Source organism: Rheinheimera sp. (assembly GCF_030690345.1).
Taxonomy (GTDB): Bacteria; Pseudomonadota; Gammaproteobacteria; order Enterobacterales; family Alteromonadaceae; genus Alishewanella.
In genome coordinates, this window is record NZ_JAUYGV010000009.1 from 73,037 (window position 1) to 85,705 (window position 12,669).

Sequence of the window (12,669 nt, forward strand, 5' to 3'; positions counted from 1 at the left end):
ATTTCGGCTGTTTGCCTGCTTCAGGCCAGATAGAAGGACGATACTATGGATGAAATCAACAAGTTATTTCAGGAAAATCACGAAGTACTGCTCGGGTACCTGCTGCAAATAATTGCCGCTATTGTTATTTTTTATATCGGTCGCTTTATTGCCAGAGGCGTACGGCGTTTTCTCGAAAGATCGCTGTTGTCACGTGGTGTTGATAAAGCCGTAGTGTCTTTTGTCTGCAGTATAGTTTACGTCATTATTTTTATTGCCACCGCGCTTATGGCGCTGTCACAAATTGGCGTGCAAACCACCTCGTTTATTGCCATCCTGGGTGCAGCCGGTCTGGCCGTAGGTTTGGCATTGCAGGGCTCGTTGGCCAACTTTGCTTCAGGTATTTTGATCATTTTGTTCCGGCCGTTTAAATCCGGTGATTTTATCGATGCCGGCGGCATTACAGGCACTGTAGATAAAATTGAAATATTCCAAACCATTATGAAAACACCGGATAACAAGTTGGTGATAGTACCCAATGCGCAAATTACCGGTGGCGCCATTACCAACTACTCTGCAGAGCCAATCCGCCGCGTTGATTTGCTAATCGGCATCAGTTACGACGCCGACTTACGTAAAGCCAAACAAATTCTTACCGACATTATTAAGCAAGACAGCCGGGTATTAGCAGAGCCGGCGCCGGTTATTGCGGTAGCCGCACTGGCCGATTCCTCCGTTAATATCCATCTGCGGCCCTGGGTTAACTCCGCCGACTATTGGGGCGTGTACTGGGATACGCTAGAGAAGGTAAAACTGACGTTTGATGAACAGGGTATCGGTATTCCGTTTCCGCAAATGGATGTACATATTAAGCAAGATAAGCAGGAGTAAGCATGAAGTATTCTTTATTGGCAGCCGCCCTGGCTGCCGGCAGTTTTTCCGCTATCGCGGATGACAGCAGTGACAAAGTATGGACCACCTCAGCTGAACTGGGTGCCATTACTACCTCAGGCAACACCGTGGGTACCTCGATTACCGGTAAAATTGATGCCAGGCAGGAGCTGCAGCAATGGAGTAACCAGTATATTTTCAGCGCTTTCTTTAAAGAAGATGAGAAAGAGGATGATAACGGCGACAAGGTCACCGAGCGCTCGGCGGAGCGTTACCTGATTTCCGGCAAAGCCGCGTATAAACTGGACAATGAGTTTGATAAGTTATTTGTGTTTGGTTCTTACACCGATGATAAATTCGGCGCCTACCTGAAGTACACCACAGTAGCGGTAGGTTATGGTACCAGGTTGTATAACACCGAAGATAAATCGCTGGATGTCGAAATCGGTCCGGGTTATTTCAGTGGCAAGCGCTCTACCGGCGAAACAGAAAGCGGCATGATAGTGCGTGGCGCAGCAGCGTTTAACTGGACTATCAGCGAATCGGCCAGCTTTGGCCAGACGTTAAGCGTAGAATACGGTGACGATAACACCCGTGCCATTGCCGAGACCTCACTGCTGGCCAAGATTAACGGTTCACTGCAAATGAAAGCAGCCTTCCTGATCCAAAATGACTCCGACGTGCCGGCAGATAAAAAGAAAACCGACACGCAAACCTCACTGACACTGGTTTACTCGTTCTAAACTACCGGGCCCGCGCAATGCGGGCCCTTTGTTATCAACAGCTTGATCTGCAGCCATTTCACCTTGCCATTCGCATAATTGCGCTATGCTTGCTATTGCAAATACATTATCGGGTATTGAGCAGGTGTAATGACAACAACCAGGCAAAAGCTTTCCCCCTCCCTGTTGCAACGGCCATGGTTTGGCGCCGCAGTTTATCTTGCTTTCGGCTTACTGTGGATCGGCGGCAGTGACCGGGTACTGGCGTTAATGATCAGCGATGCCGCTGCGCTGACACAGTACCAGAGCTACAAAGGGTATTTCTACGTCAGCCTGACAGCGGCATTGGCGTGGTTTCTGCTTAGCCAAAAGCAGTACTATGCCAAGTCATTGCGGGCATCAGAGCGGGCGTTAAGGGATACCTTCGACTACGCCGCCGCCGGTATTGCCCATGTGTCGTTACAAGGTGAGTTATTGCAGGTAAACCGTGCCTTTTGTCAAATGCTGGGCTTTACCTACGCAGAGTTGACACAGCTGACATTTCAACAGCTGACCCACCCGCTGGATTTAGATAAAGATCTGCAGGCATTGCAGCCGCTGATTGACGGCAAGGCAGATGAATATACGCTGGAGAAGCGGTATTTGCGCAAAGATGGCACAACACTATGGGCCAGGCTATCGGTTGCCATTGTCCGCTCCGCTGATAGGGCTTATTTTATCTCCGTGATCCATGATATCAGCCAACAACGTGCTATCCGGCAACAACTGGCAGAGAATGAGCTACGGTTTCGTACCTTGCTCGACAATACACCGCAAATTGCCATCCAGGGCTATAACGCCGACGGTACAACCATCTATTGGAACAAAGCCAGCGAAATAATATACGGCTATAGCAACGAAGAAGCCATTGGCCAAAATTTACTCGACCTGATTATTCCGCCCCCCATGCACAAGGCCGTTGGTACCGCCATGGCGCAGATGGCGGCCACCGGTGTAGCCGTGCCGTCGGAAGAGTTGCTGTTACAGCGCAAAGACGGCAGCATGGTAGCGGTTTTTTCCGGCCATGCTGTGGTAAAACTGCCGGACGGCGAGCCACAAATATATTGTATCGATGTAGATTTAACCGAGCGCAAACAACAGGCAGCTCAGCTGGCTTTATTAGCAAATTTTGATGCCGTTACGCAATTACCCAACCGGCGCAACTTCAGCCACAGTGTTGATAAAGCTATTCAGCAGGCTGCGACAGCCAACGGCCACTGCACACTGTTGCTGATGGACCTGGACAATTTTAAAGACATTAATGACAGCTTTGGCCACAGTGCCGGTGATGAATTGCTGCTACAGGTTAGTCAGCGCTTGCTGCGTTGCTGTACACCGGGGCATATTCTCGCCCGGCTTGGCGGCGATGAGTTTGCGCTACTGGTTACAGCGGCGATGACAGAAACCCAACTATTGCAACTGGCACAGCAGCTGATGCAGCAGTTGCAACAGCCTTGTATTTTAACTAACGGCAGTGAAGTGATGACCGCGCTTTCTGTTGGTATCAGCAGCTATCCGCAGCACGGCACTACCAGCGACGAACTACTGCAAGCAGCTGACGCTGCCATGTATAAAGTAAAAGGCAGTGGACGCAATAATGTGGCATTTTATTCTGATGAACTTACCCTGCAGGCGCGGCAGCGCGTGCTGATGGAAGCCAAACTACGTAACGCATTGAAGCAGCAGCAATTACAATGCTATTACCAGCCTCAGATAGAAATCAGTAGCGGCCGTATAACAGGCGCCGAAGTGTTGTTGCGTTGGCACGATCAACAACTTGGACAGGTATCACCCACAGTGTTTATTGCCCTGGCGGAAAGTTGCGGTCTGATCCATGAATTAGGGCTATGGGTTATCCGTCACAGCTGTCAGCAACTTAAACGTTGGCAGGATAAAGGCATAGCGCCGTTCAGTCTGGCTATTAATGTCTCAGCGCAACAATTCAGTAAAGGCGACTTACTGGCGCAGCTAACACAGGTATTGGCGGAAACTGCTGTACCGGCACATCTTATTGAGTTAGAAGTGACCGAAAGCGCGCTGATGCTGGACGAGCAGCAGGTTGTAACCACCATGCAACAGCTGCGCAGCCTGGGTGTACGGCTGGCGATTGATGATTTTGGTACCGGCTATTCATCACTGGCCTACCTGAAACGGCTACCGTTGGATGTGCTGAAAATTGACCGGCGTTTTATAGAGCATATCCCACAGGCTAATGACGACAAGCAAATTGTCAGCGCCATTATTGCGCTGGCGCATACCATGAACTTCAAGGTGCTGGCAGAAGGCGTGGAAACGGCCGGGCAACTGGCGTTTTTACAACAACAGGGCTGCGACTACTACCAGGGCTTTTACTGCAGTAAAGCTTTGCCCGCCGCCGAATTTACCGCACTGTGGCAACAGCACGCTAACTAACGATGCGAATTTGGCTATAGCCCAGGCCCTGCTGTTTTTCTACTTTTATTTGCAGCGGGATCCGCTCTTTTAATGCTTCTACATGGCTGATAATACCGATCATCTTGCCGCTGGCATGCAGGTTATCCAACGCATTGAGCGCACTGTCCAGCGTATCCGCGTCCAGGGTACCGAAGCCTTCATCCAAAAACAGCGAATCAATACGGGTTTTGTTGCTGACTAAATCTGACAAAGCCAGAGCTAAGGCCAGACTGACCAGGAAACTCTCACCGCCGGACAAGGTTTTGGTATCCCGTTGGCTATCGGCCTGCCAGGTGTCCAGTACCACCAGTTCCAGCTCAGCCTCGCTGTGGCGGGCTAACTGATAGCGATTGTGCAACAGTGCCAACTGGCGGTTGGCTAAAACAATCAGCTGCTGCAACGTTAACCCCTGGGCAAAGCGGCGGTATTTGGCGCCATCGGCCGAGCCAATCAAGCTGTTTAGCCGCTGCCAGTGTTCATACTGCTGTTGTTGCGCCGCAATCTGTTGCAACAGCTGTTGCTGTGCGTCACGCCGCTCGCCATCACTGCTGAGTTGCTGCTGCAACCGTCCCTGCTGCTCCGTTAGCTGCTGCACCTGCTGCTCTTGTTGCTGTAGCGCTGCACTGAGCTCTGCGGAGGCTAGCGTGGTTAACTGCTGCTGCGCCAGCAACTGCCGGCGCTGCTGCCGGTCTGCCAGCAACCGCGCGGCTGACGCCTGCGCTTGCTGCAGGTTTTGTTGTAGTTGCTGCAAGCCGGCAAGCTCGGTATCACTAAGCAGCGCCGCGTTAAAATCGGCTTCACTGGCAAAATTACTCTCAGCCAGCGCTTGCTGCCATTGCCGCTCTGCCTGGTGTAACTGCGGTGCCAACTGTTGCTGCTGGCGTTGCAGCACCTGCTGTTGCCCCTGCCATTGCAGTACTTGTTGCTGTAACTGCTGTAAAGCGGCCGTTAGCTCAGCCAGCGTTGTGGCCGGCGCAGCCGCTGCAGGTTCCGGCTGCTCCATCGCCTGCCACTGCTGCTGCCAGTGCCGGTGCTGGCCGTCAAGTTCAGTCTGTTGCTCTTCCAGGCGCAGGCTTTGCTGCTGCTCTAACTGCAGACGGTGTTGCAAAGCCGTTTGCTGTCGCTCTGTGTCCTGCAGTTGCTGTGTTAACTGCAGTTGCTGTTGTTGCAGTTGCTCCAGCTGATTCAGGTTTTGCTCTGCGCTGTTCAGCTCTGTCGCCAAAGCTTGCAGCGTCGTGGCGATACTCTGTTCCGTGCAACCTGGTGCGGCTTGCTCTATTGCCGTTGTAAGCCCGGTTAAATCAGCACTTAGCCGGGTTATTTGCTGCTGCAGCTGGGTTATTTCCGCCTGGCGGGCCGACTCCGTCTTATTTAACTGCTCACCGCGCAGCCTGGTTTGTTCTAATTCTGCTTCACACGCTTGCAGTTCCTGCTCCGTTGCGCTGCTATTCAGCTGCTGATAAGCACTGACCGCCGGATGCTCGGTAGCGCCGCACAGCGGGCAAGGTTGCTCCGGCTGTAAACGCTCACGATGGGCGGATAACTGCATAATCAGTTGTTGCTGCTGCAATAACTGCTTTTTATCGCGGATCTGTTCCAGCAGTATCGGGTAATGCCGGCGCAGGGCGCTCAGCTGCGCGCTAACCGGCAGCAGTGCCTGCTCTGCTGTATTAAGTTGCTGCTGCAAGGCGCTGTACTGTTGTTGCAGCTTTTGCTGCTGTTGCAATTGCTGCTGTAACTGCTGCAGGCGATATTGCTGCTCACGGCGCTGCTGTTGCTCACGGCGCAGGCTGTCTAAAGCAACACCGTCCAGCCGTGCTGTTAACTGCTGTGCCGCGGCGTTCAGCTCAGAGCGCTGCGCGGTTAACGCGACTTGTTGCTGTTGGCCTTGTTGCTGCTGTGTCTGCAACTGTTGCAACTGCTGCATATTAGCCTGCAGCTGCTGTTGCAACTGCTGCATACCCTGCCATAACAGCATTGCTTGCTGTGTCGATGCCTGTGCCAACGCAGCTGTCAGCGTAGCTTGTTCGTCGCGATATTGTCGTTGCTGCACCAGCTGTGCCTGCATGGCGCTGTACAGCGGCGCCAGCTTACTGGCCGGCTGATGAGCATGTAATCTGATCAGTTGCGGTTGATGCGCAGCAGAATCGGCGACTGCTTGTTGCAGTTCCTGCTCCGCGCGCTGTAGCTCCTGATCTGCACTGCTCAGCTGCTCACGCCATTGCAGCAACTTGCGCTGCTCTGCCACAGCCTGTTGCTGTTGCACCAGTGCAGTTTTTAGCCCTGCCAGCTCTGCCGCTAACGCTTGTTGTTGTTCCTCGCTTAACAGCTCTACTGCGCCGGCTCTGGCTTGCAGCAACTCCAATTGGCTTTTTTGCTCACGGCAGTCAATAAACACCTGCTGTGAAATACGGCCGTATATATCAGTGCCGGTAAGCTCTTCGAGCAGTTCGGCACGTTCATTGGCATCGGCATTTAAAAATGCCGCAAAGCCGCCCTGCGCCAGCAGCATAGATTTAGTAAAGCGGCCAAAATCCAGCCCGGTTATGTCGGTAACCAGCCGCAGTTTATCGCTGGTTTTTTCTGCCAAAATAGTGCCGTCCAGCCTGGCCAGCTCGGTTTTCGCTGCCTGCAGGTTGCCGTCGCTGTGGCCTCTGGCGCGGCGCTGGCTCCAAAACGCCCGATAACCAACCCCTGCCACTTCAAACTCGACTTCAGCCAAACACTCACTGGTATGGCGCGTCATCAGCTCATTGCTGGTGGGCGAGGTTTTCAGCCTTGGCGTCTGGTGATACAACGCCAAACAAATCGCATCCAGGATGGTAGTTTTACCGGCACCGGTTGGGCCGGTAATGGCAAAAATACTGCTTTGGTTAAACGGCGGTTGGCGAAAGTCTATAAGCCATTCGCCGCGCAGTGAGTTCAGGTTTTGCAGCCGTACCGACAGAATTTTCACTGCGCCTCCTGCACCTTTTCCAGCACCTGCTGATGCAGGCTGGTTAACTGCTGCTGTTGTTCCGCGCTCAGCGATTCTGTTTCCAGCCTGGCTTGCCATACCTCTGTCGCAGACAGCTCGGCCAGGCTTTGCTGTGCCGCTACCGTTAAACCGGCCGCCTGATTAGTGCGCTGCCGACGCAAACGTAACAGTTCTACCGGCAAGTCTTGTAGTAACTGCTCTACCCTTTGTTGTAAGTCAGAAAGATAGGCATCGGTTTCTGCTATTACCAGCTCTAACCACAGGGTTTCCCCTGCCGGCAACGCACTGACAGCCTGCTGCACTTTAGCCGGCACCCCGGCCAGGTCGGTTTTAATACTGCACAAGGCTTGAAAACACGGCACAGCCAGGCTGGTAACGGTTTTTTTGCCGCCATCAAACTCCAGCAGCCACAGCTGCTTTTGCTGGCCGGCTTCATCAAAACTCAATGCTATAGGCGAGCCGCTGTAACGGATATCGCTGGCGGCATTTAACTGCTGACGCTGATGAATATGCCCCAGCGCAATATAGTCTGCTGCCGGAAAGGCATCAGCGGGGAAGGCCTCCAGGGTGCCGATATAAATATCGCGTACCGACTCAGACCGGCTTACGCCTAAGGTGGTGAGATGGCCGGTCATAATGATTGGCAGTTGCAAGCGGTGTTGCGTATTGTACTGCTGTGCCAGCGCATACAGCTGCTGATAATGCTCTGCTATCGCTTGTTGCAGGCTCTGCTGTTTATCGGTAGCACTTTGTCCGGCCCGGCTTTGCAGCAGATCGCGGGCGCGTAAAAACGGCACCGCACACAACAGCGCCGCCGGCTGCTGTTGCTGATCCTGCAGCACCAGCAATTGTTCTGACAGCTGCGCACTGCCACCGGCAAACACCTGCGTATTAAGATACTGCAGCAGATTTTTACTTTCGTTCAGCACCGCTGCCGCATCATGGTTGCCGGCTAAGATCACCAACTGGCAGCGGCTGCTTTGCAAGGCGCCGATAAACTGATTGTATAGCTCGCGGGCATAACTGGGTGGAGTGGCGGTATCAAAAATATCACCGGCAACAATAATGGCGTCTATTTGCAATTCGGTAACCTGCACTACCAGCCAGTGTAAAAATGCCTGATGCTCTGCCGCCCTGCTGCGGCCGATAAAATGCTGGCCCAAATGCCAATCGGAGGTGTGCAAAATGCGCATAATGCCAATAATCGCTGAATTTCGTGGCGAAAGCATACCGGATAGTACCGCAGACAGCAAAACGCCGATCCGGCGGCTAAGCGCAGATCGGCGTTTTAGTTACTTAGCAGTGATTACTGCTCAACTTTGAATTACTGCGCAACTTGCAGTTTGTCTACTACCCGGCTTACATCGGTAGTATTTTTCGCTATCGCCACGGCTAAGTCTTTCTCGGCAGCAGAATCAACTTCACCCTGCAGCGTTACCACACCGTTATCGGCATCAACATCAATGGCAGTGCCACTGACTTCCGATTCAAACAACAAGCGGGTTTTTACCACAGTCGCAATTTTGGCGTCTTTTAAGCCGCTGTTATCTTTATCGCCGGCCTGTTTGCCTGACGCCATCACGGTCAGCTGATTATCCACTCCGGTTACACCGTCCAGGTTTTCAATCAGCTCTTCCGCCAATGCTTTATCAACTTCACTTTCCACTTTACCGGTTAGCGTTACCGCACCGTTTTTCACGTCGGTATTAATATCAAACGAATTTAAGTTGCCGTTTAACAACAGCGTAGTTTCCGCTTTACCGTCAATCCACGCATCTTTAGCGCCGTCTTTCCAGTCGTTGGCAGCAACAGCTGTTGTGGTTAATGCCAAAGCCATCATCATGGTTAAAGTTGTACGTTTCATGTTGTCGCTCCTTTGTAGTGAGACGATAAAGCTAATGCCAGTTTAATGCCAAAATTTAACCAATTGTTTTATAACTAAATTATTTATGTATTCATTTCATGTTAATTTTTTGTTTGTATTTATTTCCCGCTTGCCGGTAAAACTTTCAGCAGCGGCTGCAGCTGATCACTGCTTATTTGCAATTCGGCGACTAGCTGCGCTAACTCGACGCGAACCGCGCGGCTGTGTAACTCGCCGGTAAGCTGACGTAAACCGCGAATTTGCTGCTGCAGCAACCCGGCCAGCTCTGCCAACATAGTTTGCTGCTGTGATGACTCCGACAAGGCGGCAGCCTGGTGCAGATACCAGAACTGCACCGCAGCCAACTCACTGCGGTAATCCGGCGCCGTTTCTGCGTCACCGCATGTTTTAGCCAAGCGCTGTGCTGCATCCAGATGCAATTTGGCTAACTGTAAGAATTTATACCGTAAATTGCTGTTGCTAACCTGCTGCGCCGCACGGCGGAAAAATTGCTGCGCTTCAATACAGACCGCATAAGCTGCCTGCAGCGAACGCGCTTCTGCTGCGCTAAACTGGTTTGACTGAGCTGAACCGGAATGTCCCATGACGCTTCTCCTTATACTCACTGCTGTCATAGTTCATATTCAATTCATGTACCAAGGTGTAATATTCTGATTTATCTCAGCATTTTTTAATGCTTCGCTATTTCAGCAGCTACAACCGGTAACTTCTACCTATTGATATTGTTAAATTTACAGTACCGGTACGGTGTAATTCACTACATTGAAACAGAATGGTTTTATTTTGTTAAAGACTAGCCTGGCTGTACTGAACAGGAGTACAGTCTCTGTGCTGATACCCCTCATGCCTTACAACTGAGAACGGACAAATGACTCAACCACGCTTATTTTTGCACGTACAGGATACCGAGCTGGCAACACAGTTGTTGCAATCCGCTGCTGTACGCCGCTTCGTAGTGGTAAGAAGCAGTGATACCGCCCCCTGGTCAGAGCAATTGATGCAACAACCCTGCGACCTGGCGTTTATTCAGGCAGACCAACATAGCGAGGCTGACTATCAGCGCTTAACCGCCAGTAAGTTGTTGGCTGAAATTGATTTTATTCTGGTCAGTGATGGCCATCCGGATCCGGTGCTGGATAAACTGATGCGTGGCGGCGCCGGTTATCACTTTCGCCGGCCGCTGGACATTGCCTGCATTCTCGATACCCTGCAGGATTTTTATCAGCAACTAAGCAGCAGTCGGCAACCGGCCAAGGCCAATACCAGCGCACTGGATCAGTTCGGTTTATTGGTCGGCTCGTCGCGCGCCATGCTGAAGCTATACCGCACTTTACGTAAAGTTGCCGTTACAGAGGCCAACGTATTGATTGCCGGTGAAAGCGGAGCAGGCAAAGAGCTGGTGGCCAATACCCTGCATTTAGCCAGTTACCGCGCCGAGCAACCTTTTGTTGCGATTAACTGCGGCGCGCTCAGCCCGGAGTTAGTTGACAGCGAATTGTTTGGCCATACTAAAGGGGCTTTTACCGGTGCGCTGCGCGACCACCAGGGCGTGTTTGCGCAAGCTGAAGGCGGCACGCTGTTTTTGGATGAAGTAACCGAAATGCCGCCGGAGCAGCAGGTTAAACTGTTACGGGTACTGGAGAGCGGCGAATACCGGCCGGTGGGCAGTGATAAAGTGCAGCAGGCTAATGTGCGTATAGTAGCGGCGACTAACCGTGATCCGCAACAGGCTATTACTGAGGGCGTGCTGCGGGAAGATTTATATTTCCGCTTAGCGCAGTTTCCGGTGCAGGTACCGCCACTGCGCGATCGCGGTGATGATATCTGCGGCCTGGCGCTACATTTTCTGGCTTATCGTAATGCGCAGGAACAGCAACAAAAACAGCTCGCAGCAGACACCCTTGCACTAATTGCCAGCCACAATTGGCCCGGCAATGTACGCGAATTAAAGCATGCTATAGAGCGCGCTTATATTCTCGCCGATAGCCTAATCCAACCTGAGCATTTGTTGCTGGACAGCCCGACTGATAGCACAGCGGAGCATTGTCTGACCGAAGTGCCGTGCGGTCTGCCGCTGGATCAGCTGGAAAAAGCAGCGATTTTAAATACGCTGGAACAAAATGCCGGTAATAAAACTGATACGGCGCGGCAATTAGGAATAAGTGTAAAAACGCTGTACAACAAACTGGATAAATACCAGCAAACCGAGCCGTAAACCCTGGCAGCTAAAGTCAGGCAGCAGCACATGGTGCTGCTGCCTTAGCCTTAGCAGTCTTTATCTTCAGCGTCGGCTTTGTCTTTCACATCTTCACACAAATCTTCGACCTTATTACCGGCATCGGTAACTACTTCATCAATTTTTTCACCCGCATCTTCGGCGTTATTGTCACCGCACGCTACTACTGAAAACGTCATTGCTGTTACCAGCAGCAGGCGAAATAATAAATTACTCAATGTCATACTTAGTCCTCTTCAACAAAAAAATTACAGTCTGGGCGCTTTACCGCGCAGTGCATTAACCAGCAACGAAATAACCAGCAGCACGATAAAGATAAAAAAGATTACCTTGGCTATACCGGCAGCCGCACCGGCAATACCACCAAAGCCCAGTACAGCGGCGATCAGTGCAATAATTAAAAATGTTAATGCCCAACCCAACATAGTTTGCTCCTTAGTGCGCTATGGCACAGATATATAAAAACTACGCCTGTACTGTTGCCAAAGCCGTGCCAGAATTTCACTAAATTATAAGGTATTGAATATAAATAAATTTATTTGCGGCTGTAACGAAAAAATGAATATTGGCCGGCAGATGATGTGAAACAGTTACCTGTAAACCGGTAACTGTTTCACATCAGGCGGTATGATGGCAAAAACGCTGAGCAAGCCGTTACAGCTGCTGTAATAAGGCAGTTAAATCAGCACTGTCAAACTGATAGGTGGTATTGCAATATTCGCAACTGATATCCAGCTTACCTTCTGCAATGTGCTCATTAATCACCTCTGTACCGAGGCTGATAATAGCCGCACTGCATTTCTCGCGTGAACAGCCACAGACAAAACTGACGTCCTGCGGCGTAAACAACTCCACTTCTTCCTGATGAAACAACCGGTAGAGTAGTTGTTCGGCCGGTAGGTTAAAGATCTCATCTTGGGTCAGGGTGTCACTCAGTATTACCAAGTCAGCAAAATCGGCTTTGGCTTTGTGTTGCTCTACCGGCAACACCTGCAGCATAAAACCGGCTGCCCGGGTGTGTTGCTGCTGAATATCGGTATACAGGTATAACCGGGTAGGTAACTGCTCTGACTGGGCAAAGTAGGCTTCTAACGTACTGGTTAAACTATCCCCGGTGAGCGGAATAATACCCTGATAACGCTCACCCTGTTTCGGCGTAATGGTTACCAGCATATAGCCTTCGCCAATCAAACTGCGGAAGCTGTCGCCCTGCAGCTCAGATTGCATCCGCACTACACCGCGAAACTGTTGCTGATCTGTGCCGTTTACCGCCGCAAAGCGCACCGGGCCGTCACCCTGCACCTGCACAGCAATATCACCGTCAAATTTCAACGTCGCCGTTAACAGACTGGTAGCCGCCACTAGTTCGGCCAGTAATTGCTTTACCGGCTGCGGATAATCGTGCTGCAGCAGCATTTGATCCAGGCTGGCAGACAATTGCACCAATTCGCCACGCACATGCTTTTGCTGAAAAATAAAACGATATAACTTATCTGAGTCCATGCTG

Annotated in this window: 11 protein-coding genes; 4 read left to right on the forward strand and 7 right to left on the reverse strand. The window is 51.4% G+C overall.

The window, feature by feature from the left end; translation table 11 throughout:
- Positions 1–45: 45 nt before the first annotated feature.
- The 3 genes from Q8O77_RS18720 to Q8O77_RS18730 all read left to right on the forward strand — a co-directional run bounded on the left by Q8O77_RS18720 (position 46) and on the right by Q8O77_RS18730 (position 4,043).
- Positions 46–870: a mechanosensitive ion channel domain-containing protein gene (locus tag Q8O77_RS18720; protein ID WP_305556902.1), complete on the forward strand. Its 825-nt coding sequence runs from the start codon at positions 46–48 to the stop codon at positions 868–870.
- A 2-nt stretch (positions 871–872) separates the two neighbouring features.
- A complete protein-coding gene (locus Q8O77_RS18725; protein WP_305556904.1) occupies positions 873–1,613 on the forward strand; it encodes a YdiY family protein in 741 nt (246 codons plus the stop codon).
- Positions 1,614–1,742: 129 nt separating this feature from the next.
- Entirely contained in the window at positions 1,743–4,043 is a 2,301-nt protein-coding gene (locus tag Q8O77_RS18730; RefSeq protein WP_305556907.1) for a bifunctional diguanylate cyclase/phosphodiesterase, read from the forward strand.
- On the opposite strand, the gene sbcC is transcribed toward Q8O77_RS18730, so the two are convergent.
- The 4 genes from sbcC to Q8O77_RS18750 form a co-directional block, all read right to left on the reverse strand.
- Positions 4,036–7,020, reverse strand: coding sequence for an exonuclease subunit SbcC (gene sbcC, locus Q8O77_RS18735; protein WP_305556909.1), 2,985 nt, complete (start codon positions 7,018–7,020; stop codon positions 4,036–4,038). The two genes, Q8O77_RS18730 and sbcC, sit on opposite strands and share 8 nt — an antisense overlap.
- Positions 7,017–8,270, reverse strand: a complete 1,254-nt coding sequence (sbcD, locus tag Q8O77_RS18740; protein WP_305556910.1) for an exonuclease subunit SbcD — start codon at positions 8,268–8,270, stop codon at positions 7,017–7,019. The genes sbcC and sbcD overlap by 4 nt, the downstream gene beginning before the upstream one ends.
- 95 nt (positions 8,271–8,365) lie before the next feature.
- Complete coding sequence (locus Q8O77_RS18745; RefSeq protein ID WP_305556912.1) at positions 8,366–8,905, reverse strand: BON domain-containing protein; 540 nt, start codon at positions 8,903–8,905, stop codon at positions 8,366–8,368.
- A gap of 119 nt (positions 8,906–9,024) precedes the next feature.
- A complete protein-coding gene (locus Q8O77_RS18750; protein WP_305556914.1) occupies positions 9,025–9,510 on the reverse strand; it encodes a hypothetical protein in 486 nt (161 codons plus the stop codon).
- 284 nt (positions 9,511–9,794) lie between these two features.
- On the opposite strand from Q8O77_RS18750, the gene Q8O77_RS18755 reads away from it, so the two are divergent.
- Entirely contained in the window at positions 9,795–11,141 is a 1,347-nt protein-coding gene (locus Q8O77_RS18755; RefSeq protein WP_305556916.1) for a sigma-54-dependent Fis family transcriptional regulator, read from the forward strand.
- A gap of 50 nt (positions 11,142–11,191) precedes the next feature.
- Here Q8O77_RS18755 and Q8O77_RS18760 read toward each other — a convergent pair whose 3' ends face one another.
- The 3 genes from Q8O77_RS18760 to hslO all read right to left on the reverse strand — a co-directional run bounded on the left by Q8O77_RS18760 (position 11,192) and on the right by hslO (position 12,665).
- Complete coding sequence (locus Q8O77_RS18760; protein WP_305556917.1) at positions 11,192–11,386, reverse strand: hypothetical protein; 195 nt, start codon at positions 11,384–11,386, stop codon at positions 11,192–11,194.
- Positions 11,387–11,410: 24 nt separating this feature from the next.
- Positions 11,411–11,587: a DUF1328 domain-containing protein gene (locus tag Q8O77_RS18765; RefSeq protein WP_305556918.1), complete on the reverse strand. Its 177-nt coding sequence runs from the start codon at positions 11,585–11,587 to the stop codon at positions 11,411–11,413.
- A 229-nt stretch (positions 11,588–11,816) separates the two neighbouring features.
- Entirely contained in the window at positions 11,817–12,665 is an 849-nt protein-coding gene (hslO, locus tag Q8O77_RS18770) for an Hsp33 family molecular chaperone HslO (RefSeq protein WP_305556919.1), read from the reverse strand.
- Between the last annotated feature and the right edge of the window lie 4 nt (positions 12,666–12,669).

Excerpts from the sequence above, each read along its gene's own strand:
- Q8O77_RS18720 (WP_305556902.1), top strand. The coding sequence starts at position 46 with ATGGATGAAATCAACAAGTTATTTCAGGAAAATCACGAAGTACTGCTC.
- Q8O77_RS18725 (WP_305556904.1), top strand. The coding sequence starts at position 873 with ATGAAGTATTCTTTATTGGCAGCCGCCCTGGCTGCCGGCAGTTTTTCC.
- Q8O77_RS18730 (WP_305556907.1), top strand. The coding sequence starts at position 1,743 with ATGACAACAACCAGGCAAAAGCTTTCCCCCTCCCTGTTGCAACGGCCA.
- sbcD (WP_305556910.1), bottom strand. The coding sequence starts at position 8,270 with ATGCTTTCGCCACGAAATTCAGCGATTATTGGCATTATGCGCATTTTG.
- Q8O77_RS18745 (WP_305556912.1), bottom strand. The coding sequence starts at position 8,905 with ATGAAACGTACAACTTTAACCATGATGATGGCTTTGGCATTAACCACA.
- Q8O77_RS18750 (WP_305556914.1), bottom strand. The coding sequence starts at position 9,510 with ATGGGACATTCCGGTTCAGCTCAGTCAAACCAGTTTAGCGCAGCAGAA.
- Q8O77_RS18755 (WP_305556916.1), top strand. The coding sequence starts at position 9,795 with ATGACTCAACCACGCTTATTTTTGCACGTACAGGATACCGAGCTGGCA.
- Q8O77_RS18760 (WP_305556917.1), bottom strand. The coding sequence starts at position 11,386 with ATGACATTGAGTAATTTATTATTTCGCCTGCTGCTGGTAACAGCAATG.
- Q8O77_RS18765 (WP_305556918.1), bottom strand. The coding sequence starts at position 11,587 with ATGTTGGGTTGGGCATTAACATTTTTAATTATTGCACTGATCGCCGCT.
- hslO (WP_305556919.1), bottom strand. The coding sequence starts at position 12,665 with ATGGACTCAGATAAGTTATATCGTTTTATTTTTCAGCAAAAGCATGTG.